The sequence below is a fragment of the Arthrobacter sp. 49Tsu3.1M3 genome, assembly GCF_900168135.1.
Lineage (GTDB): Bacteria > Actinomycetota > Actinomycetes > Actinomycetales > Micrococcaceae > Arthrobacter.
In genome coordinates, this window is sequence record NZ_FUZD01000003.1 from 229,985 (window position 1) to 255,048 (window position 25,064).

24 protein-coding genes are annotated in these 25,064 nt (G+C 66.9%); 15 read left to right on the forward strand and 9 right to left on the reverse strand.

Annotated elements, in window-relative coordinates; genetic code table 11:
• The first annotated feature begins 43 nt into the window (after positions 1-43).
• The 3 genes from B5X90_RS06120 (at position 44) to B5X90_RS06130 (ending at position 3,605) form a co-directional block, all read left to right on the forward strand.
• Positions 44-820 carry an electron transfer flavoprotein subunit beta/FixA family protein gene (locus B5X90_RS06120; RefSeq protein ID WP_079550962.1) on the forward strand — a complete coding sequence of 259 codons (777 nt, stop codon included), beginning with the start codon at positions 44-46 and terminating at the stop codon, positions 818-820.
• A gap of 11 nt (positions 821-831) precedes the next feature.
• A complete protein-coding gene (locus tag B5X90_RS06125; RefSeq protein WP_079550964.1) occupies positions 832-1,815 on the forward strand; it encodes an electron transfer flavoprotein subunit alpha/FixB family protein in 984 nt (327 codons plus the stop codon).
• A 443-nt stretch (positions 1,816-2,258) separates the two neighbouring features.
• The gene (locus B5X90_RS06130; RefSeq protein WP_306292819.1) at positions 2,259-3,605 is read left to right on the forward strand and encodes a cytochrome b/b6 domain-containing protein; all 1,347 of its coding nucleotides are present in this window, start codon (positions 2,259-2,261) and stop codon (positions 3,603-3,605) included.
• Between the two features lie 16 nt (positions 3,606-3,621).
• Here B5X90_RS06130 and B5X90_RS06135 read toward each other — a convergent pair whose 3' ends face one another.
• Positions 3,622-4,290 (reverse strand): alpha/beta fold hydrolase, encoded by a 669-nt coding sequence (locus B5X90_RS06135; protein ID WP_179129069.1) that lies wholly within the window; start codon positions 4,288-4,290, stop codon positions 3,622-3,624.
• Between the two features lie 150 nt (positions 4,291-4,440).
• On the reverse strand, positions 4,441-5,046 hold the full coding sequence (locus tag B5X90_RS06140; RefSeq protein ID WP_079550968.1) for a TetR family transcriptional regulator: 606 nt from the start codon (positions 5,044-5,046) through the stop codon (positions 4,441-4,443).
• 83 nt (positions 5,047-5,129) lie between these two features.
• Here B5X90_RS06140 and B5X90_RS06145 point away from each other — a divergent pair, with 83 nt between their 5' ends.
• From B5X90_RS06145 to B5X90_RS06155, 3 genes are all read left to right on the forward strand, one after another.
• Positions 5,130-5,909 (forward strand): SDR family NAD(P)-dependent oxidoreductase, encoded by a 780-nt coding sequence (locus tag B5X90_RS06145; RefSeq protein ID WP_079551197.1) that lies wholly within the window; start codon positions 5,130-5,132, stop codon positions 5,907-5,909.
• Positions 5,910-6,102: 193 nt separating this feature from the next.
• A complete protein-coding gene (locus B5X90_RS06150; RefSeq protein WP_256860081.1) occupies positions 6,103-6,975 on the forward strand; it encodes an aminoglycoside phosphotransferase family protein in 873 nt (290 codons plus the stop codon).
• Positions 6,976-7,051: 76 nt separating this feature from the next.
• Positions 7,052-8,494, forward strand: coding sequence for an HNH endonuclease signature motif containing protein (locus B5X90_RS06155; protein ID WP_079551199.1), 1,443 nt, complete (start codon positions 7,052-7,054; stop codon positions 8,492-8,494).
• Here the strand turns inward: B5X90_RS06155 and B5X90_RS06160 are convergent.
• On the reverse strand, positions 8,481-9,422 hold the full coding sequence (locus B5X90_RS06160) for an RNA polymerase sigma-70 factor (protein WP_079550972.1): 942 nt from the start codon (positions 9,420-9,422) through the stop codon (positions 8,481-8,483). The two genes, B5X90_RS06155 and B5X90_RS06160, sit on opposite strands and share 14 nt — an antisense overlap.
• Before the next feature lie 4 nt (positions 9,423-9,426).
• Positions 9,427-10,578, reverse strand: coding sequence for an NAD(P)/FAD-dependent oxidoreductase (locus B5X90_RS06165; RefSeq protein ID WP_256860082.1), 1,152 nt, complete (start codon positions 10,576-10,578; stop codon positions 9,427-9,429).
• A 336-nt stretch (positions 10,579-10,914) separates the two neighbouring features.
• Between B5X90_RS06165 and B5X90_RS06170 the strand changes: the two genes are divergently transcribed.
• From B5X90_RS06170 to B5X90_RS06180, 3 genes are all read left to right on the forward strand, one after another.
• The gene (locus tag B5X90_RS06170) at positions 10,915-11,766 is read left to right on the forward strand and encodes a phosphatidylinositol-specific phospholipase C/glycerophosphodiester phosphodiesterase family protein (protein ID WP_079551204.1); all 852 of its coding nucleotides are present in this window, start codon (positions 10,915-10,917) and stop codon (positions 11,764-11,766) included.
• 123 nt (positions 11,767-11,889) lie between these two features.
• Entirely contained in the window at positions 11,890-12,372 is a 483-nt protein-coding gene (locus B5X90_RS06175) for a hypothetical protein (protein ID WP_256860083.1), read from the forward strand.
• 313 nt (positions 12,373-12,685) lie between these two features.
• On the forward strand, positions 12,686-13,861 hold the full coding sequence (locus tag B5X90_RS06180; protein WP_079550982.1) for a zinc-dependent alcohol dehydrogenase: 1,176 nt from the start codon (positions 12,686-12,688) through the stop codon (positions 13,859-13,861).
• A 155-nt stretch (positions 13,862-14,016) separates the two neighbouring features.
• Here B5X90_RS06180 and B5X90_RS06185 read toward each other — a convergent pair whose 3' ends face one another.
• Together B5X90_RS06185 and B5X90_RS06190 are read right to left on the reverse strand one after the other, a co-directional pair.
• Entirely contained in the window at positions 14,017-14,409 is a 393-nt protein-coding gene (locus B5X90_RS06185) for a VOC family protein (RefSeq protein WP_079550984.1), read from the reverse strand.
• 97 nt (positions 14,410-14,506) lie between these two features.
• Entirely contained in the window at positions 14,507-15,766 is a 1,260-nt protein-coding gene (locus B5X90_RS06190; protein ID WP_079550986.1) for an NYN domain-containing protein, read from the reverse strand.
• Positions 15,767-16,203: 437 nt separating this feature from the next.
• Here B5X90_RS06190 and B5X90_RS06195 point away from each other — a divergent pair, with 437 nt between their 5' ends.
• On the forward strand, positions 16,204-16,983 hold the full coding sequence (locus B5X90_RS06195; RefSeq protein ID WP_079551206.1) for an alpha/beta fold hydrolase: 780 nt from the start codon (positions 16,204-16,206) through the stop codon (positions 16,981-16,983).
• Positions 16,980-17,951 (forward strand): sensor domain-containing protein, encoded by a 972-nt coding sequence (locus B5X90_RS06200; protein ID WP_079550988.1) that lies wholly within the window; start codon positions 16,980-16,982, stop codon positions 17,949-17,951. Before B5X90_RS06195 ends, B5X90_RS06200 begins: the two co-directional genes overlap by 4 nt.
• Positions 17,952-18,033: 82 nt before the next feature.
• On the opposite strand, the gene B5X90_RS06205 is transcribed toward B5X90_RS06200, so the two are convergent.
• The 3 genes from B5X90_RS06205 to B5X90_RS06215 form a co-directional block, all read right to left on the reverse strand.
• A complete protein-coding gene (locus B5X90_RS06205) occupies positions 18,034-18,213 on the reverse strand; it encodes a hypothetical protein (protein ID WP_018775517.1) in 180 nt (59 codons plus the stop codon).
• Between the two features lie 369 nt (positions 18,214-18,582).
• A complete protein-coding gene (locus B5X90_RS06210) occupies positions 18,583-19,878 on the reverse strand; it encodes a cation:proton antiporter domain-containing protein (protein WP_079550990.1) in 1,296 nt (431 codons plus the stop codon).
• 205 nt (positions 19,879-20,083) lie between these two features.
• Entirely contained in the window at positions 20,084-21,166 is a 1,083-nt protein-coding gene (locus B5X90_RS06215) for a LacI family DNA-binding transcriptional regulator (RefSeq protein ID WP_079550993.1), read from the reverse strand.
• 206 nt (positions 21,167-21,372) lie between these two features.
• Here B5X90_RS06215 and B5X90_RS06220 point away from each other — a divergent pair, with 206 nt between their 5' ends.
• From B5X90_RS06220 to B5X90_RS06235, 4 genes are all read left to right on the forward strand, one after another.
• Entirely contained in the window at positions 21,373-22,218 is an 846-nt protein-coding gene (locus B5X90_RS06220; RefSeq protein ID WP_079550995.1) for an ABC transporter substrate-binding protein, read from the forward strand.
• A gap of 177 nt (positions 22,219-22,395) precedes the next feature.
• Positions 22,396-23,184, forward strand: a complete 789-nt coding sequence (locus tag B5X90_RS06225) for an amino acid ABC transporter permease (protein WP_018775513.1) — start codon at positions 22,396-22,398, stop codon at positions 23,182-23,184.
• Positions 23,181-23,978, forward strand: coding sequence for an amino acid ABC transporter ATP-binding protein (locus B5X90_RS06230; protein ID WP_079550997.1), 798 nt, complete (start codon positions 23,181-23,183; stop codon positions 23,976-23,978). Before B5X90_RS06225 ends, B5X90_RS06230 begins: the two co-directional genes overlap by 4 nt.
• The gene (locus B5X90_RS06235; RefSeq protein ID WP_079551000.1) at positions 23,978-25,033 is read left to right on the forward strand and encodes a Gfo/Idh/MocA family protein; all 1,056 of its coding nucleotides are present in this window, start codon (positions 23,978-23,980) and stop codon (positions 25,031-25,033) included. Before B5X90_RS06230 ends, B5X90_RS06235 begins: the two co-directional genes overlap by 1 nt.
• Positions 25,034-25,064: the final 31 nt, after the last annotated feature.

Below are 25,064 nucleotides of genomic sequence, written 5' to 3' on the forward strand. Positions count from 1 at the left end.
ATGTCTCCGCTCCAGGGACAAGCCGCCACAGGAAGAGCCATCGATGAAGATTATCGTCCTAGTAAAGGAGGTCCCCGACACGTACGGGGACCGAAAACTGAACCTTGAAACCGGCCTCGCCGATCGAGGAGCCAGCGAATCAGTCATTGATGAGATCGGTGAGCGGTCCCTGGAGTTGGCCCTGACCTACGCCGACGCGAACCAGGGCACTGAGGTCGCAATCCTCTCCCTGGCCCCCGAAGGTGCGACGGCAACCATCCGCAAGGGGCTCGCGATGGGCGCAGGAAGCGCCACCCACGTCTCTGACGAGGCGCTTCGGGGTGCGGATCTTGGACTAACCGCTGAAACCCTCGCCGCAGCGATCCGCCGCATGGGGTTTGACCTGGTGATCACCGGCAACGTCTCCACTGACGGATCCGGCGGCATGATTCCAGCGATGCTTGCAGAATTGCTTGACGTGCCGCATGCCACCGGGCTCAGCACCGTCGAGATCAGCGACGGTGCGGTGGCTGGCTCCAGGGCCGTTGACTCCGGCGTGCAGAAGGTCTCAGCAAACCTGCCCGCGGTGATCTCCATCACCGAGGCACTTCCCGAGGCGCGATTCCCGAACTTCAAAGGCATTATGGCCGCCAAGAAGAAGCCCCTTGAGGTCCTGACCCTCGCGGACCTCGGGGTCACGGCCGACAATCCGGAGGCGGCGCGTTCGATCATGCTGACCGTTGCGGAGAGGCCCCCGCGCGCGGCGGGCGTGAAGATCATCGACGAGGGTGATGCCGGCGAGAAGCTTGCTGAGTTCCTGATCGAAAACCGACTGGCCTAAGGATCAACGACATGACTGAATTCCCTCGTGACGCAATCCTTGTTGTCGTGGAAGCCCGGGCATCCGGTGAACTCGAGAAGGCTGCGGCCGGGCTCTTCGGTGCCGCCGCTGCCGTTGGCACCCCGGTTGCCTTGGTACTTGCTTCACCCGGCGCCGGGAGCGCCGCCGCCGCGGAGGCCGCGGCCCTTGGTGCCGCGCACGCGCTCATCGCGGAGACTCCGGATCCTTCCGCGCTCGGCGTGCCGGGCGTTGACGCGCTTGCCGCCGCCGCGGAGCAGGTGCAGCCGGACGCGATCCTGATTTCGCATTCCCTGAACGGGCGCGACCTCGCCGGCCGTTACGCTGCCCGTTCGCGTGCGGCGATTTCCGCCGATGCGGTCGGTGTGTCCCGTGACGACGAGGGCGTCGTGGCACACCACTCCGTCTACGGCGGCGCCTACAATGTGACGTCAACGTCCACGTTTGGGGCGCCGGTGATTACGGTCCGCCAGGGCTCCATCGAGGCGCGCGCAGCGGCTCAGCCGCAGGCGTCGGAGACCTTGGCCGTGACAAGCTCCGCGAAACCGGCCGCGCGGATCGACTCCTTCGAGGAGGCAACTGCCGCCACTTCGCGGCCGGAGCTGCGTGGTGCATCGAAGGTTGTGGCCGGTGGCCGTGGCCTCGGCTCGGAGGAACAGTTCGCACTCGTTGGACAGCTCGCCGATACCCTCGGTGCCGCCGTTGGTGCGTCGCGCGCCGCGGTGGATGCAGGGTTCATCCCCACGGCGCACCAGGTCGGCCAGACCGGGGTTTCCGTGTCACCACAGCTGTATGTCGCGCTGGGCATTTCCGGCGCGATCCAGCACCGGGCCGGGATGCAGACCGCGAAGATGATCGTCGCCATCAACAAGGACGGGGACGCGCCGATCTTCGAGGTCGCGGACTACGGTGTGGTCGGTGACGTCTTCAAGGTTGTTCCCCAGCTCATTAGCGCCCTTGAGGCCCGGAAGAAGTAGCGATGGCAACTCTGTCTCGGTCCATTCGGCGGGGCCTGCCGCGCGTCGAAGGTGGCGAACCCTGGCCTCCGGCAGGCCAGGCGCCCGCCCGCATTGCCACGGCAGAAGCGGTAGAAGCGGCCGATCTGTCGGCGTCTGTTTCCGGGGCGGAATCGGCCGCGGCCACCCCCGCAGCCGCCGCGCCCTCCTCTGTTGTCCAGGAAACGGCACCGGCTGCGGCAGTGTCCGCGCCGGTCCCGGCCGTGATTCCAGGGGCCGCGGTGGCGCGGCAGCTTCGCCGCGGCCTGCCGCGCGTGCCGGGCGGTGAACCTTGGCCGCCAGCGGGAGGGGCTCCGGTATCAGTGGCGGCCCTGTCCGGGGCGCCGGGCGCGGGCGCCACGGCGGCATCTGCCGTAGAAGCAGCCGCAGATGCTGCCATAGCTGTTGCTGCTCAGGAAGCGGCCGTGCCTGCAGCGGCGGCGCCTTCTGCTGCTCCGGCAGCCGCGCCTGGCACACGGACGACGGGAACCACCTCACTGCGTCGCGGGCTTCCCCGCGTCCCCGGCGGCGAGCCGTGGCCCGCGGCCGGGCTTGCTCCGGCGGCCGCTGGCGCCCCGGCGGTGCAGGCAGGTCCCCAACAGATTGCCGACGCCGGCCCTGCCCCGGCTGCCAGCGCGGTGGAGGCCGACGCCGAGGCGGAGCCCGCGGCGGCGAGTGCACCCGGGGCCACCACCGCCCCGGCGCCGGCGGCGCAGCCCGCCGTCGCCGCCCCGGCATCCGAAGCGCAGTCCGCCGTCGCCGCCCCGGCGCCGGTGGCGCAGCCCGTCGCCCCACCGCCCGCGGCCGCCGTCGTCCCGGCACCCGCAGCAGCCGCAGTCGAAAAGCCCGTGAAGCCCAAGGCCGAGGCAAGGACCTACGGCTCACGCACCCTGGGCCAGCGGATCAAGCTCGTCGTGCTCTTCGCCGTCGGCGGAGTGGCCGCCGCAGCGATTCTTGTGCTCGCCGCCCGCGGCGTGACGACGCTGCCGGGCGTGCCCGAGTTCCTCGAGAGATACCCCGGCGCGTATGACCTGCCCGATGCGGTGGAACCCGGCTTCCCGTGGTGGGCGCAGTGGGCGCACTTCCTGAACATCTTCCTGATGGTGCTCATCATTCGCTCCGGCTATCAGGTGCGCACGCAGCAGAAGCCGCCGGCGTACTGGACGCCAAAGCGCGGTGGCAAGAAGATCAGCATCAACCTGTGGCTGCACCAGTCGCTGGACATTTTGTGGCTGGCCAACGGACTCATCTTTGTGGTGCTGCTGTTTGCCTCGGGCCGCTGGATGCGGATCGTGCCGAGCAGCTGGGAGGCCGTCCCCAACGCGCTCTCCGCGCTCCTGCAGTACATGACCCTCGACTGGCCCGTTGAGACGGGTTGGGTGAACTACAACAGCCTGCAGCAGATCATGTACTTCGTGGTGGTGTTCATCGCGGCCCCGCTGGCGGCGATCACGGGTGCGCGCATGAGCGAGTTCTGGCCGAAGAACGCGAAAACGCTGAACAAGGTCTACCCGGTGGAGGTTGCGCGCGCCATTCACTTCCCGACCATGCTGTTTTTCGTGCTGTTCATCCTCATCCACGTGTTCCTCGTGTTCGCGACCGGTGCGCTGCGCAACCTGAACCACATGTTCGGCGGCACCGACGTGGTGAACTGGGTCGGGTTCTGGCTCTTCGCGGCCGCCATCGCCATCACGGCGGCGGGATGGTACGCCGCCCGCCCGCTGGTGCTCGCGCCCATCGCGAAGCGCTTCGGCCAGGTGAGCAGCCGCTAGGCCGGAATTCCCGCGTTCAGCGGCGCAGCAGGTAATCGGCCACGCCGTCGGGGTTTGCCAAGGCGAGGAGATGGCCGCCCGGCAGGACGTCGGGCTCCATGCCGAGGCGTTCGCGGGCGAGTCGTTGTTGGAACTCAAGGGGAAAGAAGCGGTCTCCCTTTCCGGCCAGGACGCGGGTTGGAATCCCGGGCCAGTCCGTGAAGTCGCAGACCGACCCGAACACCGCGTCTGCTTCGGGGCGCTGGTGCGGTTCGCCTTCCGCGGCGACTTCCGGCGGAACGTCGTGCAGGAAATAGGTGTCCGTGTCGAATTCGGCACTGGACCCGTGGGCCTGGGCCGCGCGTTGCTGCGCCGCAGCCCAGCCGGTGTTGTCCCACCACGCGCCGGGGGTCTCGCCCCGTACGGGGATCATCGCATTCACCAGGACAAGCCCGGCGACGGGGGCTTTTTCACACACGAGCGGGGCGGTGAAGCCACCCAGCGACTGCGCAACGAGCACCACGTCCTGGCGTCCACCGATGGCTTCGAGCACCAGGCGCGCGTACTCGGGCAGCCCGGCATTTTCGTCGTCGCCGGGCAGATCCACGGCGACGGCTTCGTGGCCGGCCTGTTGCAGTAACGGAACGACGAGGCTCCAGTACCAGGCCGCGCCGCCCGCTCCGGGGATCAGAACGAAGGTGCTCACCGTGGCACCAGCCAAACTACGACGGCGGGACCCCGGTTCCGGACCGGCAGGCGGCGGCCGTTGGGCCGGCTTCGTTTCGTCGCGGATCTCATGTCCCCATTGTCACCCCGCCCGCGTGGACTCCGGCACCCAGGATGAACTGCTGGCGGGCTAGGCCTCCGGCACCCGCAGCACCCCCACGGCGGCCACCAGGTACGGCACCGGATCCGGGTCCGTCCCGGCGGCCCACCGCATCCACGCCTCGAACGTCGCGCCGATCAGGGCGGCACACAGATATCCCGCGACGTCCTCAGGGACGCCGGTCGAAACGAGATACGACCGTGTCCGCTCGCGCTGCGGTGCCAGGGATTCGTAGCTCCGGCTGGCCAGTTCGGGATGTTCGGCGATCAGCCGCAGCCGGCCGCGCGTGAGCTCCAGGTCCGACAGGACAGCAACCCCGGCGACCGCCGCGTCGCGCAGCCCGGCCAGGATGCCGCCCTCGGCCGCGCCGGCAGTGCTGGCGGAGTCCAGCACCCGGGCCGAGGCCTCGACCACCGGCTCCATGCCGCCCCAGACGAGCTCGGCCTTGCTGGAGAAGTAGCGGTACAGGCTCTTGCGCCCGATTCCCGCCTCGCGGGCGATGTCCTCCATGGAGGTCTGCTCGTAGCCGCGCCCGGCGAACAGCCGCAGCGCCATGGCGGCCACGGCGTCGGGATCAATCGTCACCGGGCGCCCGGCGGAGCGGGGAACGGCGGTGGTCACAGCATCCGAAAGCATCCCACCAGTATTCACCCTTACATAATGACACTGAGTGTCATAAGGTGGACCGCATCACCGTCAGCAACGTCTGGAAGGACATCATGGGCAACGAAGCTTCATGGCAGGAAGCCACCACTACCGGCCGGTTCGCTGACAAGACGGTCATCGTCACCGGCGCGGCCTCCGGCATCGGCCAGGCCACCGCGCTGCGGATCGCCAAAGAAGGCGGCCGCGTCGTCGCCGCCGACGTCAGCAAGGAACGCCTGGACGACATGGTGGCCGAGAACGCCGGACTGGACCTGGTCCCGGTGGCCGGGGACATCTCCACCGAAGAGACCGTGGCCGCCGTCGTCGCCGCCGCCGGCGGACGCATCGACGCCCTGGCGAACGTTGCCGGCATCATGGACAACTTCGCCCCGATCCACGAGGTGGACGACGACACCTGGGACCGCGTCTTCCGGATCAACGTCACCGCCCTCATGCGCCTCACCCGCGCCGTGGTGCCGATGATGCTGGACGCCGGCACCGGCTCCGTGGTCAACGTCGCCTCCGAGGCCGGCCTGCGCGGGTCCGCCGCCGGCGCCGCCTACACGGCGTCCAAGCACGCCGTCGTCGGTCTGACCAAGAACTCGGCCGTGATGTACGGGCCGAAGGGCCTGCGCTTCAACGCCGTGGCCCCCGGCCCCACCATCACCAACATCGTGGCCAACTGGGGATCGCAGCTCGCAGCCGAACGCCTCGGCCCGCTGATGCAGGCCACCGTCCCGACCCCGGCCACGGCCGCGCAGCTCGCCGCGTCCATCACGTTCCTGCTCAGCGATGACGGCACCAACATCAACGGCGCCATCCTCGCCTCCGACGGCGGCTGGTCGGCCCTGTAGGGGAGCGGTACCCAGCGCAACCGGACGACGGCGGGAAGCCCCACCGTCGTCCGCCTTGGGTCTCGTTTAGTGTGACAAGCCCGGGGTGTTGGGTCTGGAACTATATTCGGACAAGGGGGAGGATCGGACTGCAGTGCAGGCACAAAGAAAGGCGGATTTCTCAATGGCGGAAATGCCGCCAGCCACGGTGGAAGTGACTAACGACCTGGTCCAGCGCCTCGTCCGGGACCACCGGCCCGACCTCGGCGATTGTCCGATAGCGCGGGTTGCGAACGGCTGGGACAACGTGACCTTCCGGCTCGGAGACAGCCTGGCCGTCCGGCTGCCGCGCAGGGTGGAGGCCGTGCCGCTGATACTTCACGAGCAGCGCTACCTTCCCGACATAGCTCGCCGCTCCCCGGTTGCTGTTCCTGTCCCCGTCCATGCCGGCAGGCCGACGCCGGACTTTCCATGGCCGTGGAGCATCGTGCCGTGGGTGCCCGGAGCCGCTGCGGCCGACGTCGGCCAGGCGGGCCGCGGACCGGCGGCTAAAGGCCTGGCCGATTTCGTGCTGTCCCTTCATGTACCCGCCGAAACTGACGTCCCGGTGAATCCTTTCCGAGGCGTGCCGCTGACAGACCGTGACGCTGTGCTGCTGGAACGGCTCGCGGACCACGAACGCTACCCGCAGGCGGCAGCGCTGAGAGCAGTCTGGGCGCAGGCCTGTGCAGCCAAAGCCTGGGATGGTCCGGCGATGATGCTCCACGGGGACCTCCACCCCGGCAACATCCTGCTGGCGGATGACGGCTCCCTGGCCGGCGTCATCGATTTCGGCGACGTCGGGGCAGGGGACCCGGCTGTCGATCTTGCGGTGGGGTGGCTGATGTTCGACGCCGGCACTCGCCACCGCTTCATGGGTGCCTTTGGCTCCGCAGTGGACGGGGACACCTGGATGAGGTCCCGCGGTTGGGCCCTTATCCTGTCCACCGCCATGCTGAGCAACTCCGACGACAATCCCCGGATGTTCAGCGTGGGAAAGTTCGGGATCCGGCAGATCCTGGATGACGGAGTTTGCCTGCAACGCTGACGCCGGCGTTATTGTCAGTGGCTCCTGCCATGCTGTGGGTATGGAAGGCAGAGCAGCTGCGGAGATGTTGGAGGCCATGGAGGCTTCCCTTGCCAGGTTGGCTGCATTTGCCGGTCGCGGAACCGGGAATGCGGCCTCGACTGGCGATGACCCTCTTCGGGACGAAGCGGACGCGTGCCTGGACGGTATGGCTGAGGTGGGCAGCATGGAAGCCAGGCTGGCCGCGTTGAAAGTGCACTTCGCCGCCGGATATGCCCGCGCTGCCGTCGCCATGGCGGGCCCAGCCGTTTCGCCGCAGGAGCGCACCGCCCAGGAAATGGCGGTGACCGCAGAGGTGGCCTGTGTCCTGACGGTGAGTGAAAGATCGGCGGCGGCGCTCCTGGCGGAGTCAGCCACCCTGACCACCGGGTTGCCCCTCACGCTGTCCGCGCTGCAGGCAGGACGCATTTCATGGCAACACGCGCGGGTGATGTGTGATGAAACGTCCGGCCTGGACCCCGCTGCGGCGGCTGCTTTGGAGGCTCATTTCCTGGACGCCGAAGCTCCCTTGGCCGCGCGTGGCTGCCCGGCGGGGGAGCTGGCACCGGGCAGGTTCCGGGCCAAAGCGCGCAGATGGCGTGAGCTGCACCATCCCATAAGCATCGAAACGCGCCACCGCAAGGGTGTGGAGGACCGTCGGCTGGAGTGTGTACCGGACCGGGACGGCATGGCCTGGCTCTCGGCCTATGTGACTGCGGATGTGGCGGTGGCCGGATGGTCACGTGCCACGGAAGCGGCCCGTGCCCTGCAGGGACCGAACGAATCCCGGACCCTGGCCCAGCTCCGTGCGGACGTTGCCGCTGACTGGCTGCTGGCGGGGGTGGCGGAAGGAACTCCGTCACCCAAGGCGCAGGTCCTGGTGACCGTGCCGGTGCTGTCTCTTTTGGGCGCCGGCTCGGAACCGGCCACGCTGGACGGGTATGGTCCCGTTCCGCCGAGCATCGCCCGCCGGCTTGTGGGGGATGGTGCCGGATCGTTCCTGCGTGTGCTGACCGATCCGCGGAACGGAGCGCCGCTGGAGATCGGACGGACCAGCTACCGGGTTCCGAAGGCGATGCGCCAATGGCTGCGGCTTCGGGACGGCCGGTGCCCTTTTCCAGGCTGTAATAACCATTCCTTGGATAACGAAGCGGATCATCTGCTGGCTTGGTCCGAGGGAGGCGGCACCGGCGTCACCAACCTGGGCCAGCCATGCCGGCGGCACCACCGCCTCAGACACAGCACAGCATGGAGGCCGGTTGACGCGACGAGGGACCAGCCGCCCGGCTGGATCTCACCTGCCGGACGCTCCTATCCCAGCGAACAACAAGACTGGGAGCCACCACACTGGCCGCAGTGCCTCGGCTACGCGGGTGCAGGCCGGGAACTGGAACCGCCCGACTGCCAGGACGTAATTGCCGGCGCCGTCGGACCCGGAGAGACCGGGCCGCTATTGCCCGTGGATCCCTTTCCTGACTGGGCACTGTTCATCGCGGCGTAGGATCGGCGCTCCATGTTCCCCTCTCGCCAATGAAGGGTTCGCGATGAGGCAAACGCGTGCGGAAGCTTCGGGCTTTGGTGGTCGCGCCGAGTTTGTCCGGATTTCGCACGAGGTAGATGCCCGTAACCTTTTCGTTGCTTGATTCAACAAGGGCCACAAGGTCAACCCTGTCTCCGCTGTAAATGATGAGGGCCGGCATGCCGTTCAAAGATGACGATTCAACCCGCAGATCAGGGAGCGGGGTTTTGGCGATGCCGGTGAGGAACCGCGCGATGTTGTCCGCGCCAGTAACGGGTTTGCGGGCCGCTGTAACTTTTCCGCCTCCATCGGAGAGGAGGACGGCTCCGGGCGCGAGGACATCCATGAGGGACTGCATATCGCCCCCGAGTAGAGCCGTGAGGAACCGGTCAGCGACTGCTCGTTGCTGTCGTGCATCCACCTCAAAGCGCGGTTGACGCGCGCGCACGTGCGCCTTTGCCCTGCTTGCTATTTGACGGACGGCCGCAGGCGACTTGTCTGTGGCTTCGGCGATCTCCGCGTAGGGGAAATCGAAAACTTCGCGGAGGACGAAAACTGCCCGCTCATCGGGGGTCAGGGTCTCAAGCACCACGAGCATCGCAAATGACAGTGATTCACTCAGGACAGCATTCTCTGCGACATCCGGGGCCGTGACCACAGGCTCCGGGAGCCACGGACCAATGTAGTCTTCCCGGCGGCGTTGAGCTGCCCTAAGGGAGTTCAACGCTTGACGCGTCACGGTTTTAGCCAGGTAGGCTCGCGGATTTTGGACAGCTTCTGCATCAACACCGGACCATCTCAGAAAGCTCTCCTGAACGACGTCCTCGGCATCCGTAACTGTTCCCGTGATTTCGTAGGCAATGGTGAAAAGCAGGGAACGGTGTTCCTCGAAAACTCCTGCGGTTCCCACAGGCTTACTTGGCTTCTGCCGGTCGGGGCCCCTTGGGCCAGCTGTACGAACCGCTCCGGCGAAGCTCGCCTCTGATCCAGGACAGAGTCATTTGGCATATTTGCGCTTTCGCCGTTGCCGCGAGACGACCGCGAAGGACGAACCGGCGCGGCTGGTCGTCGGCGCGCACGGTCTGAACGAGTCCGGACTTGCGTCCCAGGCTGATGCACCTGAGCATGTATCCCACAGAAAGCGGGGCCGGAGCTCGTTTATCGAGGCGGGCCATGATGCTGTCGGCCGCGTGAGCACCAAGCGGCAGGGCCGTCGCGCAGCTCATGCGCAGGTGGTCGGCGACGCTTTGGGGGGCTTGTATGGCATCGCCCGCACCGAAGATGTCGGGGAACTGCGGGCACGAGAGTGACTCGTCGACCATGAGCCGCCCGAGGGCATCGGTTGGCAGTCCGCTTTCACGTGCCAGGTCCGGTGCGCTGAATCCTGCGGTCCAGATCGTGCAGTCAGACCGCAGGGTGTCACCACCCGACGTTATGACCGAGGAATCGTCGCACCCTTGCACATCGGTATTCTCTATCATTTCGACGCCGAGCCCTGAAAGCCGTTTCATGACTGCGCGTCGGCCGGAGCCGGAGAGGCTGCCGGCAATGGTTTCGCGGGAAATGAGATGTACTTGTAGCCGCGGATACTTTTCGGCGATTTCGGCAGTAACCTCGATGCCGGTCAGGCCAGCCCCGATGACGCTGACGGTTGAGCCTGGATCCAGTTGCGAAAGCCGGGCCCGTAAGCGGTTTGCGTCCTCGGGATCTTTCAGAGCGTACGCGCCCGCCGGAATCTTGCCCGGCGCCTGCGTGCTGCCCACGGCGTACAGCAGTACATCGTAGTCGAGCGGTTCGCGGCCGCCTGACAGGTGCACGTAGTGGTTTTCAGGGTCGATGCGGGACGCAGTGCCTTCGACGAGGTCCGCACGCTCATGCAGCAGCGACCGCATCGGCACCCGGGCGGATTCCCGGCTTCCTGCCGCTACTTCGTGAAGGCGAATCCTTTCCACGAAATCGAAAATCGGGTTGATGACGGTAACGCTGATGGAGTCAGACAGTCGCGGACTTCCTGCGAGCCGGTTCGCGGCCATGACTCCGGCATACCCGGCGCCGATAATAACCACACGACAACGTATTGACACGGTGACTCCTATCGCTGAACGAACGTTTGAACATAGGACACCGCAGAGGCCCGAAATGTGACACACCCAAGAAGTCCGCATGACGCTCGTCACGCACGGCTGCGACCACCAGTTCGAGTTCCAGTTCGCCACGGATCTGCTCCTGACGCATCCACGGCTCAGCGTGGCCGTTCACTGCTGTTTACCGGTTCTCCATCGTGTGGCCCGTCCCTGTTAGTGCGGATCGGGGAGCCTGTTTGAGGCTTCGGCGCGCCCGATCGGTCGAGCTGAACTATGCCCCCTGAACCGCATTAAGGAGAACCCGTGCTTATCAAACCCGTGCTTATCAAAAGTGCTGTCGCCGCGCTGGTGGCCCTCACGTCCCTGACCGGAATCGCCGTTCCTTCCTCTGCCGCCACCCCATCCCGGGATGTTGTGCTGGGCCAGCCGCTGTTGGAGACCCATGCGCACAATGACTACGAGCACGGCCGCCCGCTCTTTGACGCCCTGGAGCATGGGTTCACCAGCGTCGAGGCGGACGTTTGGCTGGTTGACGGCGAACTATTGGTCGCTCACGACCGGGAGAACGCACAGCCGGGAAAGACCCTGGCGAGCCTGTACCTGGATCCGTTGGACAAACTAGTCCAGCAGGAAGGTCACAGCGTCTATCCGGGCTGGGACGGCAGCTTGCAGCTGCTGATAGACATCAAGAGCGACGGCGAGAGTACCTACGCTGCCATTGAGCAGGAGCTGCGCAAGCACCCGGCCCTCATGACCCTTTACAGAAAAGGTAAAGTCAGCACCGGCCCGGTGACCGCCGTGGTCAGCGGCAATAGGCCGCTGACCACCATGCAGGCGGAAGACAAACGCTACGGGTTTTTCGACGGACGCTCAGCCGACCTTGCCTCCGGGATGCCCTCGGCGCTCATGCCGCTGATCAGTGATAACTGGACAAAGCTGTTTACGTGGCAGGGTGTTGGCCCGATGCCCGAGGCGGAACGCGCCAAACTCCACGCGTACGTCGCGGACGCACACGCCAAGGGATACCGGGTCCGATTCTGGGCGACTCCGGACCAGCCGGGCGAGGCACGCGAAGCCCTTTGGACCGAGCTTCGCCGTGCAGGTGTTGACCACATCAACACCGACGACCTCGCGGCACTGGAAACGTTCCTCAAAGCCCAGCAGCCATAAGGCCAGGGTGCACACAGCCGAGCAGAAGCGCCGGAATGTAGCAGCGGCCGCGGCCGGGGGGCCCTGTTTCTACGGTGCCGACCGCCGTAGGCTATGGGCATCCACCACATCGAGGAGGCACTCATGCGCACGGCAACACCCAAGAAGCAGGCCGACCAGATCCGCCATCTTTCAGAGAATCTCATCTCTCAGCTCACCGAGGGGAGGGAGTGGGCCACTCCCGGGGTCGAGGCGGCATTGAAAAGAGTGGTGGCCGGGCTCGATGCCGGGATTGAATCCGCGTCCCCGAGGATCCAGACCGGACTACGGCGGCTCGCTGACGAGCTCGCCGGTGAAGTGGAAACTCTGGCTCCGCGCGTTCAAGAGGGCCTGAAACGGGTTGCACCGAGAGCAGTCAGGGCACCCGCCCGGGCTAAGTCGCGGCGGACGGCGTCCGGGAAGGCCTGGCTGATTGCCGGAGTGGCGGCCGTCGCGGTGACCGCGGGAGTCGCGGCCTGGCTCTATTTTCGCCGTGCGGATAACGAGCCGGTGCCGTCCGTGGATGCCCAGCGAGCCAGGGGTGTGGACCCTGACCTGCGCGCCACCTCCGCAGAGGACCAGACCTGAGGGACCCGGGCGGCATGGGTCCGTCACGATGGTTCTCATTGATGACGGACCCACGGTGCGTCCGCTTCTTGTGCTGCCCGGGGATCTTCGGCGACGGCCGCCGGACCCGCGCATAGCCCCCAATGGACCCGGATTGCCTCTGCGAGTCGGCCAGAGGTGGCATCGACCCGGAAAGTAACGGTCCCTCTCTCTTCGATGACCGCAGCACAGTACGCGCGGCCGTGCGCGGGGCTCCTTCCCATCCAAGCGCGAACAAGGAATGATCATATTAGTCAGTAGACTTACTAATTTGGATGCGACTGAAGGAGCGAACATGAAGGCACTCACCTGGCAGGGCAAGCGGTCGGTCAGCGTGGAGATGGTTCCGGATCCCGTTATTGAGAAGGGGACGGACGCCATCGTCAGGATCACTTCATCGGCTATATGCGGCTCAGACCTCCACCTGTACGAGGTCCTTGGCCCCTATATGAAGGCCGGCGACATCCTGGGCCACGAGCCCATGGGTGTCGTTGAGGAGGTCGGTCCCGACGTCAGGAACCTCAAACCGGGCGACAGGGTGGTCATCCCCTTCAACATTTCCTGCGGCCGTTGCTGGATGTGCAAGCAGGGTCTGCAATCACAGTGCGAAACCACCCAGGTCCATGCCCACAACAGCGGGGCAAGCCTGTTTGGGTTCTCCGAGCTCTACGGGTCGGTCCCCGGCGGGCAGGCGGAATACCTGCGCGTGCCCCACGCCGACTACGGGCCGATAAAGGTCGGGCACGAACTGCCCGATGAGCGGTACCTCTACCTCTCCGATATTCTTCCCACGGCCTGGCAGGGAGTGAAATACGCGGACGTCCCCGCCGGCGGCACGCTGGCCGTCTTTGGGCTCGGGCCGGTAGGGCAGTTCGCCAGCCGGGTCGGTCGACACCTCGGCCAGCGGGTCATCGCCGTCGAGCCGGTTCCGGAACGCCGCCGCATGGCCGAGCGGCACGGAGTGGAAACGATTGACTTCACAAAAGACATCGGAGACCAGCTTCGCGATATGACCGACGGAAGGGGGCCCGACGCGGTCGTCGACGCTGTCGGCATGGAAGCGCACCATTCGCCCGTCGGCGCCTTTGCCCAGAATGCGGTGGGGCTCTTGCCGGATGCCCTGGCGAAGAAGGCCATGGAAACTGCCGGCGTAGACCGCATGACGGTCCTCCACGCTGCGATCGACTCTGTGCGGCGCGGCGGCACCGTCTCGCTAAGCGGGGTTTACGGAGGTACAGCGAGCCCCATGCCGCTGCTGACCATGTTCGACAAGCAGATCCAACTCCGGATGGGCCAGTGCAACGTTCGCCGGTGGACGGACGAGCTGCTCCCGCTCGTGGAAGATCCCGCAGACCCGCTCGGCGTCATGGACTTGAAAACTCATGAGGTCGACCTCGACGGTGCCGCGGCCGCCTACGAGATCTTCCAGAAAAAGGAAGATGGCTGCATCAAGGTGGTCCTGAAGCCGTAGCGAAAATCTCCCCGCGCCGGGGGGTTTTCTTAGGTCTTCCGTCAGCCCGGACCCAAGCGCCGCTGGGCTCCCCACTCGACAGGAACGGGAGCCCAGCGGGGCGACCTCGGTGAAGAGAGATCCCGCCATCGTCCGCTTTGTGTCTGAAGCTGGCGCTATTCGCCGGCGGGCTGGAACAACTCGACCACGTTCCCGGACGGATCTTCCAGCAGGATCTGCCGTCCGCCCGGGCCGGTGACAATGTCGTTCCGGAACGTGACGCCTGCGCCGCGCAGTCTGTCCACCTCTGCGGCAATATCGCCCACGATGAGGTGGATGCGGTTCCAGCCTCCCGGCGCGGGCACCGTGCCGTCCGGCATGGGATGGCCCGCCGAGCTGCTCGGCCCGCTCAGGAGGAGACGCAACCGGCCGCGGGTGACGTCGGCGAACGCCGGTGCGGCGCTCGTCCTGACGGTGAATCCGAGGTGCTTGGTATAGAAGTCGACCGCGGCATCGACGTCGGCCACCATGTACCGGACGCTGACCAGCTCCGTAAGGTCGTTGGGCATTTCCAGATCCTTTCCGAATTCGTTTGGGGAAGTGTAGATAGATCACACTGTCGATCGGTTTGGCACCCAACGCAAGGCCACGACGGCGGGAGGTTTGCTACACCCGGGAGCTGCCGGGGCCGGACTCCAGTAGGCCGCCGCCGGCCCAGCGCCTGAGTGCGAGCTTTTCGGCGTCGTCGAACTCCATGAGGGCCAGCCGGCACAGCTCTTCCACGTTTCGCGTCCACGCGGCGGCGAGTTCCGCCGCTGACATTTCCTCTGCGAGGGAGCCCCCGGCGTACACCACGCCCTGGATCACGAAGTTGACCGCAGAGCGGGACACCGGCTGCCCGGCGGCCACACAGTCGTCCCGGACGGACCGTGCCAATTCGCTGCGGTTGCCCGAATGGTCGCGCAGCTTCGCCGCCAGGGACAGGAAGACCTGCCTGAACTGTTCTGCCGACAGCGCCGGAACGTCCGTGACCCGGGTGACCTGCTCCTCGATCGCGGGCCGGGCGTCGGAGGCCAGCGAGGAGGGCTCCGGGGAAAACCGCTTCGCGTCCCACACCCAGCCGGGCGACGGCGTGGACGAGTATTGGACACCCTGGCCGATCTGGGCGATCCAGGCCCCGAACTTGCCGTGCCCGCCCCAATCGGTCTTCAGTGACGGGTCCGCGGTCAGGGCCCGGTGCGCCGCGACCGCTCCCGTGACCGGACCCGGCGCGGCCTGCACCAGGGCCCGGACCTCGTCGGCCGCCGACGTCGCGGACCCGGGCGTGCCCTGGGCGGCGCGGAGCGGCGTGCCAAGTCCGGCAGACGGGACCATGCGGGGGATGCCGGCCGCGGTCCCGTTGAGGATTGCCACGAAGTCGTGGGACTCCACCACGCTGTCGGCCATCTCCCGGTACGCGAACGCCACGGCGCCGGCAGCGATGACGGTGGTCATGCGGTCGGCCGCCCGGAACCGCTGGACCAGCGAGGTGAAGTCGGCGTCCGCCGACGCGACGAAGAACTCCTCAATATGTGCCGCGCCGGCCAGGGCATCCATGGCGTCCAGCACCAAGTTGATGTCGGTGCTGGACTTGCCCCGCTGGGTCAGGGAGGGGCAGTCGATCACGGGGAAGCCCGCACGGGTCCAGTACGGCCGGTACTTGGAGTAGATCACCGGATTGAGATAGCAGTCGCGGATCAGGAAGCGCCGGGATTCTTCGCCCGCGCCGCCGGCGGCCAGCGCCTCCGTCCAGTGCTTGGGGTCCTCGGCGAATCTCTTCGCGGCCGCCGGGTCCAGGGCCATCAGGCCGGTATAGACGTTGTCGAAGTCCACGAACATCGCGGCACGGATGCCGGGCCGCCGGGACTGGGAGAGGGGATCACTCATCGGCTCAGTGTGCCAGCAGGAGGGCGGCGCGTGCCAGAGGTGCCCGCCTTCGTTGCCTATTTGCCGTCGTGTGCCGGACCTTCTGGCCGGAGCAGTAGTTCCCTACTTATGTCGGGGATCGGCCGCGCGCGCCAGAACCGCTCGCGACGGCCCACGTTTCGCCTGTCAGTATCCGTGCCAGAAACCCCGCGTGACCTGCGGGGACGCATGTCCGGGCCCGCAGTGCACCGGACTAAGATGGATCCACGTCGTCGAAATACATCCTTGTCATATGGGACTTTTCGTGGGGCGGCGCCCGCAGGCGCCGGACGGATTAATCTGGGCCCGAGGCCCGGACGAATTGTGCAGCCGTCGGTCTCTATAGGTGGGTCCATGTGTGAATTGGAAGAGCAGGTTGGCCGATGATGTCCGGTGCGGCAACGCGAAACAACGTCCAGATGTTTGGGCCGGAAGACGGCCCGGCGCTGGTGTTCGCCCACGGGTTCGGCACCGACCAGAGCATGTGGGGCAAGATTCTGCCCCGGTTCACCGACCGCTACCGGGTGGTCCTGCTGGACCATGTGGGCTCCGGCGGCTCCGACCAGTCCGCCTATGATTCGGCCACCTACTCCACCCTTGACGCCTACGTCGATGACCTGGCGGAAGTCTGCGGCGAACTCGACCTGCAGGACGTGACCCTCATCGGCCACAGCGTCGGGTCCATGATGGCCGTCAGCGCGGCCGCCCGGGACGCAGGGCGCAGGTTTGGCCGGCTCGTGCTGGTCACGGCCTCGCCGAGCTATCTTGACCACCCCGAGGACGGCTACGTGGGAGGGTTCACCCGGCAGGACATCGACGACGTCTTCGAATCCCTGGATGCCAACTATGTGGTCTGGGCCGAGTCGATGGCCCCGGTCTACATGAATACACCGCACGCTCCCGAACTGGAGCATGAGATCCAGGGCAGCTTCGGGCGGATCAGCCCCCGGGTTGCCCGGGACTTTGCCCGGGTGGCGTTCCTTTCCGATGTCCGGCACCAGCTCGGCGAGGTCACCATCCCGGTGTTGGTCCTGCAAAGCACCGACGACGTCGTCACGCCGGATCACGTGGGAACCTACCTGCACCACGCGCTCCCCAACAGCACCCTGGTCCGGCTTGCGGCCACAGGCCACTTCCCGCAAAGCAGCGCGCCGGAGGAAACGTCCGCCGCCATCCTCGAATTCCTGAAAGCGGCATGACCCGGACCAGCACCACGGCCGTCGATTACCGGGAGCTCTTCAACCAGGCGCCCGCCGGCTACATCGTTGCCGGTGCCGACGGAACCATCCTGGCCGCGAACGCCACCATGTGCGCCTGGACCGGAATCCCGGAAGGCGGCCTCGACGGCACCCGCCTCCTGGACCTCATGCCGGCCGGCGACAGGCTGATGTACCGGACGCACGCCGGGCCGAAGCTGGAACGCGACGGGCACCTTGCCGAGCTCTCGATCGAGCTGCTGGGGCCGGACGGGCAGCGCAGGCCCGTCCTGCTGTCCGTCACCCGCACCGTGGGCGGAGCGAAACCGACGGACCTGATGATCTTTTTCGCGGCCCCCGAGCGGCGGCGGTACGAGCGCGAACTGGCCAGCGCCCACCGGCGGCTCGAGGATGCCGAGGCGGACCGCGCCCAGCTTCTGCAGGAAGCACACCATCGGGCGCTGCATGACCCGCTGACCGGCCTGCCGAACCGGCGGCACCTGGGCGAAAACCTGCTGGCGGCCCTGGCCAGCGCCGGCGAACAGCGGAACCGCGTCGGCGTGCTCTTTTGCGACGTCAACAAGTTCAAGCAGGTCAACGACACCCTGGGCCACGCGGCCGGCGACCAGGTCCTGGAACACGTGGCGCTGATGCTCTCCCAGGCTGTGCGCGGCGCGGACACCGTCTCGCGCTACAGCGGGGACGAGTTCGTTGTCCTGATCCCCTGCCTGGAGCACCCGGCCGAGCTCGAGGCGGTTGCCGGGCGCGTCCGGGGCTGCCTGGCCGGCGCCGTCACCATCGCGGGGAGCGAGCTCCGGCTGGGCATGTCCGTTGGCCAGGCGGACACGGCCGTCCCGGCGGACGCTGATCCGGCCGCGCACAAAGAACTGGCCACGGCCCTGCTGCTGGCGGCAGATCAGGACATGTACCGGGTCAAGACGCAAATGCGCGGGGCCGCGGGCGCCGGTTGATCCGCGGGCTTTAAAGCCAAACGACGACGGCGGGAGTGGCTCCCGCCGTCGTCGTTTGGCCTTGCTGCCTGGAACCCGGGCTTTAGGCGCCGTGGTTCAGGCTGAGGGTGAAGGTGTTCGGGCCGCTGGCGTGGACCGCGATGTTGCTCTTGGCGGTGTTGTGGCGCTCGGAGAGCTCGTGGACCAGCGCGTCCAGCTCGTGGTGCATGGTGGAGCGGTCCCAGAGCTTGTGGGTTACAGAGTTGGCAGTTTCAAACGTCATTGTTCAGTGCTTCCATTTCATGAATCCGGATGTCCGGCTGCCGCACCGATGCGGAGCCGCCGTAGGGGCCAAACCAGGAACGCCTGAGACCGTGGGCAGCTCTGCGAGCTCACCGGTTTGGCCTCATTGCGTCCACCAGGATGGGTGCCCGGCGTTTGCTGCGGACGCGGAACGTCGCAAGAAATCGCCAAGCTGCACCGGCAGGAACGTCGCAGTCCCTGCCTTTGCCTTTCCATAGTGCACAGCGCCGCGCGGGCGGCTCAAGCCAGATGGCGAAATTTGCGCGTGAGACTCATCACAGCCGCCGTGGCGGAATCTGAACGGCGACGGCGTCACCGGGCGGACTGCGGGGTGCGGGCGGAGGGCCGGCTAGGGGCCGGCGCGCTTCCGCCGCATCAGCGGAGCGGGCGTGTGTTTACGGCTCAGGCCCCGCGCGGGGGCGGGGGTAACCGGCACCGGGCCGCCGGGTTCCGGTCCTGCCGCGGCAGCGGCCCGTCCGTAGCGGGCAGCCAAGGGTGGGGCGCTGAAGCCGTGGGCCAGCACGCTGAGCAGCACGGTGGCGGTGATGACGGCCACGGCCTGATCTGACACGGATCCGAGCGCTTCCAGCGCCAGCAGCGCGAAGACGAGGGAAGCCAGGCCGCGCGGACCGAACCATCCCACGAACAGGACGGTTTTCCGGTCGAGGCCGGCGCCGATCGAGGCCAGCGCTACCGGCAGCATCCGCACCACCGTGAGGCTGAGCACGGCATAGGCGACGGTCAGGGGGACGGAGCTCGCCAGCATGATCGGAACGGTGATGGCTCCGAAGGCCAGCCACACGAGCAGGGACACCAGGCCGCCCATCTGTTCAACGAAGACCAGTTCGGCCGGCGCCCGCTGACCGGCGCAGGTGCCGAACGCCAGCCCGGCGCAGAACGCGGCGACGAATCCGTTACCGCCCACCGCCAGTGCGGCGCTGTAGGAGAGCAGGCTCAGGGCCAGCACTCCTATGCCGGCGAAGTCTTCAGCCCCGGTCCCGAGCCGGCGGGCCAGTTGGAGCAGCCACCCGCCCAGGGCTCCGGCCCCTGCCCCGATGCCGGCGCCGATGAGCAGTTCGACGGCGGCGCTGCCGGGGCCGGCGGCGCTCTCCAGCCCTGCCGCGGCGGCCGCGCCGGCGATCGCCAGCATGACAACGGGGGTAGCGATGCCGTCATTGAGGCCGCTCTCGACGGTGATCAGCTGGCGGATCCGTGACGGGACTGCCGGATTCGTCACCACGGGGATGCCGAGTGCGGCGTCGGTTGGGGCCAGTGCGGCACCGACGAGGAGGGCCAGCCACAGCCCGAACTGGGGGAAGAACCAGGCGGCCAGGGCCCACCCGAACACAATCGTGAGGGGCAGGCCGACTCCCAACAGCCGCACGTAGCGGCCAACGTCCCGGCGCAACTCCTGCAGCGGCAGGCGGGCGGCGTCGGTGAAGAGAACCCACACCAGGGTGACCTCGACAACCGGGGTGATCACCGCGGGCGCCGAAGAGGCATTGACCATCCCGGACCAGGCCAAGGCCGCGCCGAGCGCAGTGAACACAATAGGGGCGGTCAGGTCCGCCTGCTGCAGCCGCACCGACACCAGCGCCCACGCGAACAGGGCGGCGGTGATGAGGATGACGACCGTCAGTTCCATGACGGCCCTGTGCCCGCGACCGTGGGTCCCGCAGGAGGGCCGCCCGATTCCGGCCGCCGGGTGGGTCCGCCCACAGGGATCACGCTCCCTCCGCCGATTGCACCAACGTTCCCCTGCAGTTAAGTGGATCCGCCGGCCCGGCACCGCGCCAGAGAACTAAGCCCCGTCCCTTGGGTCGGGGCGCCTATTGCCGCCCGCGGGTGGATCAGGTGTGCTCGCGGGCCGCCCCCGGGGCCGCGACCGAGCCGCGGCGGATCAGAGCGGCCGTGAATGTGGGTGCGGCAGCCGATGCCTTGCGGCCTTCGATCTGCCGGATCAGGGCTGACGCGGCCGCTACGCCCATGTCATAGACAGGCTGGGCGATGACCGTGAGCGGGGGCGTGGTCAGGCGCGTCCAGGCGAAGTCGTCATACATGAGGAAGGAGACATCATCCGGAATGGAGAGGCCGAGCTCGTGGATCGCTTCCACCACGCTGAGGCCGATCAGCCCGTCGGAGGCGATGATCGCGGTCGCCGGGTCAGGGCGCTGCACCAGCTCGCGGGTAATCTTCTTGATGGACTCGTCGTCGCCGGCGTTGAGGCGGATCAGATCGACGGGCAGGTCCACCCCCGCCTCCTCGAACGCGCGTTTCATGCCGTCGCGCCGGTCCGAGATCTGGGACGAGTCCAGCTGCATGCCGTCCTGGTATGGCCCGGCTGTTTTCAGCGTGGAGATGAAGGCGATCCTCCGGTGGCCGGATTTGAGCAAATAGCTGGTGGATTCATGGGAGATGTCCTCCATGTCCACTGCCACGGTGTCGACGTCGAGCCCTGGCGCCTTGCGGTCCAAGAGGACCAGCGGACGGCCGGATTCGTGAACGCGCCGTAAATGTTGCGTTTCCACGGAGGACGCGGGTGCCACGATCAGGCCGTCAACGCGCTTGTCGAGGAGCACCCTGACGGCGTCGATTTCCGCCTCGGTATCCTCGTCCGTATTGATCAGGATGACATTGAATCCACTGCGCTTGGCGGTGTCCGTTATGCCCCGCGTGGCCAGGCCGAAATGGGGGTTTTCAATGTCGCCGACCACCACCCCGATGGTGTGCGATTTCCCGGTGTTCATGCTGCGGGCGAGCTCGTTGGGCCGGTACTCCAGTTCCTCGGCGGCTGCCAGCACCCGTTCGCGCACGTCGTCGCTCACGGCCCCGTAGTTGCCCAGGGCGCGGGCGGCCTGGGCCTTGGAAACCTGGGCGGCTTTGGCGACGTCGGCGACAGTGACATCGCGGCGCCGGGAAGCATCACTATTCATTACGGCCTTTCGTAGCGGACCCTTGACGCCTGATGTGGCTTCGATTACATTTCTAGCAATCGATGTGAGTCCGGTCTCAATCCTAGGGACTGAGACCGGACTCAGCAAGACTCCCATCGACAAAGTCCCACTTCACGGGGCCCACTGCCTGCCTGCCCCGCTGCTCACCCCCCACGATTGGAAACGCTGTGAACACAGGAAACAAAATGCGCCCCGGGGCGCTCATCGCCGCTGCCGTTGCCGCGGTCCTGGCCCTCTCCGGCTGCGGAGGCAGCTCATCCGCCTCGTCCTCGCCGGCGGACAACCCCTATGGCCTGATTGAGGCCGGCACTATCCGCGTTGCCAGCCTGGGTGATTCGAAGCCCTATACCTTTGCCGACGCCCAGGGCAACTTCACCGGCTTCGACGTCGAGCTGTTCAAAGACGTCGCCCACCGCGCCGGAGTCGACAAGGTCGTCTTCACCGGACAGGACTTCTCCGGGCTGCTCGCCGCCGTCTCCAACGGCCAGTTCGACGCCGGCGTTGCGGCGATCGGCATCACGGACAAGCGCAAACAAACCGTCGACTTCTCCGACGGCTACCTGGCCGGCTACCTGACCGTCATCACCACGAAGACCTCGGGCATCACCGGCGCCGACGGTCTCGGCGGAAAGCGGCTCGGCGTCGTGCAGGGAACGCTTCAGGAGGCTTACGCGGTCAAGAACTTCACCTCCGCGAGCCTGGTGCGTTTCCCGGACAACAACACCGCGATCGCCGCCGTCAACAGCGGATCCGTCGATGCACACTTCCTGGACTACGAGGCCGCCAAGGCCTATGAAACGCAGTACGGGCTGGTCAGCGCCGCGGACATCCCGTCCTTCGACGCTCCCGCCGGCTTCGCCGTGGCCAAGGGCAAGACCGCGTTCAAGGACGCGCTCAACAAGGGCCTGGCCGCAGCCATGGAGGACGGCACCTGGAAGAAGCTCTACCAGAAGTGGTTCCCGGGCTCCCCGATGCCCGAGCAGTACCTGCCGAAGGCCGAGCAGACGGCCAGCCCCACACCCAGCAAGTAGGGCCCAGCAAGTAAGCGGCCCGGCAAGTAAACGGTCTGGCAAGTAAGCGGCCCGGCAACCAATGGGCCCCGAACCATCGGCACGTCCGGCACATAGCCCGGCTGCCACACCTGACCGGGCGGGCCGCACTGCGCGGCCCGCCCGGGTTCCACAAGCTACCTACGTCTGAGAGCAACCATGGACTGGTTAAGCACCATCACCCGCACCTTCTTCGACTTCGGCGCAATGGCCGAGGTCCTGCCCCAGCTTCTGGGAGTCGGTCTCCTCAATACCCTCATCATCTCCGTTGCGGCGACCATCATCGGCGTTGCCCTCGGCATGGTCGTCGCCGTCATGGGGATATCTCCCTCGCGGTGGCTTCGGGTTCCGGCCCGGATCTACACGGACCTCTTCCGTGGACTCCCCGCCATCCTGACCATCCTGCTGATCGGCCAGGGATTCGCCCGCTTCAGCCAATCGATCTTCGGCCCCTCGCCCTACCCCTTGGGGATCATCGCCCTGAGCCTGATCGCCAGCGCCTACATCGGTGAGATCTTCCGCGCCGGTATCCAGAGCGTGGACAAAGGCCAGGGTGAGGCCTGCCGCGCGCTGGGCATGAGCTACGCGAAGTCCATGGCCCTGGTGGTGGTTCCGCAGGGCGTCCGCCGGGTCCTGCCGGCGCTGGTGAACCAGTTCATCGCGATCGTCAAGGACTCCTCGCTGGTCTATTTCCTGGGCCTGCTGGTCACGGAACGCGAGCTCTTCCGCGTGGGCCAGGACGCCGCCGTGCTTTCCGGCAACCTCTCGCCCCTGGTCATGGCCGGCATCTTCTACCTGCTGATCACGGTTCCCCTGACCCATCTGGTCAATTACTTCGATAACCGCTTCCGCACCGGCCGACGCCGCCCCGCCGCACCGAGCAGCGGTCTCAAGGAAGTCAAAGAACTCGCCGCGGCTTCACCGCTGACTACCGGGAGCAACACATGAGCCTCGCCAGCAACACCGCAAGCAGCACCAGCAACGCCAAAGAAGCAGTCCCGGACATCGAGACGTTCCACGGCTCCAGCCTGGAACTGAAGAACCTGACCATGGCCTACGGCGACGTCGAGGTGCTCCGCAACGTCAGCCTCAACGTCGCCCCGGGCACCACCACCTGCATCATCGGGCCCTCCGGCTCCGGCAAGTCCACCCTCCTGCGCGGCGTCAACCGGCTGCACGAACCCAAGAGCGGGGACGTGCTCCTGGCCGGCGAGAGCGCCCTGCAGGTCAAACCGGACGTCCTGCGCAGCCGCATCGGCATGGTGTTCCAGCACTTCAACCTCTTCCCGGACCACACCGCCCTCGAGAACGTGGCGCTGGCCCTCTGGAGCGTCAAGGGCATGCCCAAGGCCGAGGCCAGGGAACGCGCCCGGCGCCGCCTCGCCGAGGTCGGTCTCGCCGAACGCGCCGACCACCGGCCCCGCGACCTCTCCGGCGGACAGCAGCAACGCGTCGCCATTGCCCGGGCCCTGGCCATGGAACCGGAAGTCATGCTCTTCGACGAGGCCACCAGCGCCCTGGACCCGGAACTGGTCAAGGGCGTGCTGAACCTCATGGCAGGCCTGGGCCGCCGCGGCATGACCATGCTGGTGGTCACGCACGAGATGGGCTTTGCCCGCAAGGTCGCCGACCAGGTCGTCTTCATGGACGAAGGCGAGGTCGTCGAGTCCGGCACGCCCGCCGACCTCTTCGACAACCCGCAAAGCGAACGCCTCCAGCGCTTCCTCTCGGAAGTGCTCTGATGGAGACCCTGAAGGGAAACACCGCGGCGGCCAGCATCCGCACCGGCGTCGTCGGGTTCGGCATCTCGGGCAAAGTCTTCCACGCACCGCTGATCGCGGCGGATGCCAACTACTCGCTGGATGTGATCGTCACGGCGGATCCGGGCCGCGCCTCGGAGGCGGCAAGGCTCTACCCGGACACCCGGATCGTCCCGACGCCGGAGGACCTGTTTGCGCTCTCCGGTGACCTCGATCTGGTGGTCCTCGGAACGCCGCCGCTGACCCACTTCGACCTCGCCGCAGAGGCCATCGCCCATGGCCTCCACGTGGTGGTGGACAAGCCGTTCGTCACCACATCGGACCAGGGGCAGGAGCTCATCTCCCGGGCGGCCGACGCCGGCGTGCAGCTCACGGTATTTCAGAACCGACGCTGGGACGCCGACTTCCTGACGCTGCGGAAGCTCATCGGGGAAGGAGCGCTGGGGGAGGTGCGCAGCTTCGAATCGCGCTTTGAATGGTGGCGGCCGGAGGGCTTCGGAAACTGGCGGGACACCGCTGCCGTGTCCGAGGGCGGCGGCATCCTCAACGACCTCGGCGCCCATCAGATCGACCAGGCCATCCAGCTCTTCGGCCCGGTAACCGAAAGCTACGGGGAAACGGCGAACCACGGCCCGGCCCCGGACGGCGCCGACACCGAGGCCTTCGTGTCCCTGCTCCACGAATCCGGGGTCCGCTCACGGTTGTGGATGAACGGCATGGCGGCGCAGGTCGGCCCGCGCTTCCACGTCCTGGGCTCCGAGTCCGGCTACACGAAGTGGGGCCTGGACGGCCAGGAACCGGCCCTCGCAGCCGGAACGACACCCACGGACCCGGGCTACGGCGTCGAACCCCAAACCCATTGGGGGACCTTGGGCGTCGACGGAGACCCGCGGCCGGTCACACCTGAACCCGGCGCCTATCCGCTGTTCTATGCACAGCTCGCGGCTGCCCTCCGTGCCAAGGGCCCACTTCCGGTCGACCCCGAAGAGTCCCTCGAGGTCCTGAGGGTCATCGAAAATATCCGCGCCTTCGCATAGCCCGCACACCTCCTCCCAGTGCCCCCCCCCG

Coding starts and splice junctions, on each gene's coding strand:
- B5X90_RS06230 (WP_079550997.1), top strand. CDS start 23,181: ATGAGCCTCGCCAGCAACACCGCAAGCAGCACCAGCAACGCCAAAGAA.
- B5X90_RS06120 (WP_079550962.1), top strand. CDS start 44: ATGAAGATTATCGTCCTAGTAAAGGAGGTCCCCGACACGTACGGGGAC.
- B5X90_RS06145 (WP_079551197.1), top strand. CDS start 5,130: ATGGGCAACGAAGCTTCATGGCAGGAAGCCACCACTACCGGCCGGTTC.
- B5X90_RS06210 (WP_079550990.1), bottom strand. CDS start 19,878: ATGGAACTGACGGTCGTCATCCTCATCACCGCCGCCCTGTTCGCGTGG.
- B5X90_RS06195 (WP_079551206.1), top strand. CDS start 16,204: ATGTTTGGGCCGGAAGACGGCCCGGCGCTGGTGTTCGCCCACGGGTTC.
- B5X90_RS06225 (WP_018775513.1), top strand. CDS start 22,396: ATGGACTGGTTAAGCACCATCACCCGCACCTTCTTCGACTTCGGCGCA.
- B5X90_RS06155 (WP_079551199.1), top strand. CDS start 7,052: ATGGAGGCTTCCCTTGCCAGGTTGGCTGCATTTGCCGGTCGCGGAACC.
- B5X90_RS06190 (WP_079550986.1), bottom strand. CDS start 15,766: ATGAGTGATCCCCTCTCCCAGTCCCGGCGGCCCGGCATCCGTGCCGCG.
- B5X90_RS06200 (WP_079550988.1), top strand. CDS start 16,980: ATGACCCGGACCAGCACCACGGCCGTCGATTACCGGGAGCTCTTCAAC.
- B5X90_RS06185 (WP_079550984.1), bottom strand. CDS start 14,409: ATGCCCAACGACCTTACGGAGCTGGTCAGCGTCCGGTACATGGTGGCC.
- B5X90_RS06175 (WP_256860083.1), top strand. CDS start 11,890: ATGCGCACGGCAACACCCAAGAAGCAGGCCGACCAGATCCGCCATCTT.
- B5X90_RS06220 (WP_079550995.1), top strand. CDS start 21,373: ATGCGCCCCGGGGCGCTCATCGCCGCTGCCGTTGCCGCGGTCCTGGCC.
- B5X90_RS06235 (WP_079551000.1), top strand. CDS start 23,978: ATGGAGACCCTGAAGGGAAACACCGCGGCGGCCAGCATCCGCACCGGC.
- B5X90_RS06180 (WP_079550982.1), top strand. CDS start 12,686: ATGAAGGCACTCACCTGGCAGGGCAAGCGGTCGGTCAGCGTGGAGATG.
- B5X90_RS06215 (WP_079550993.1), bottom strand. CDS start 21,166: ATGAATAGTGATGCTTCCCGGCGCCGCGATGTCACTGTCGCCGACGTC.
- B5X90_RS06125 (WP_079550964.1), top strand. CDS start 832: ATGACTGAATTCCCTCGTGACGCAATCCTTGTTGTCGTGGAAGCCCGG.
- B5X90_RS06205 (WP_018775517.1), bottom strand. CDS start 18,213: ATGACGTTTGAAACTGCCAACTCTGTAACCCACAAGCTCTGGGACCGC.
- B5X90_RS06140 (WP_079550968.1), bottom strand. CDS start 5,046: ATGCTTTCGGATGCTGTGACCACCGCCGTTCCCCGCTCCGCCGGGCGC.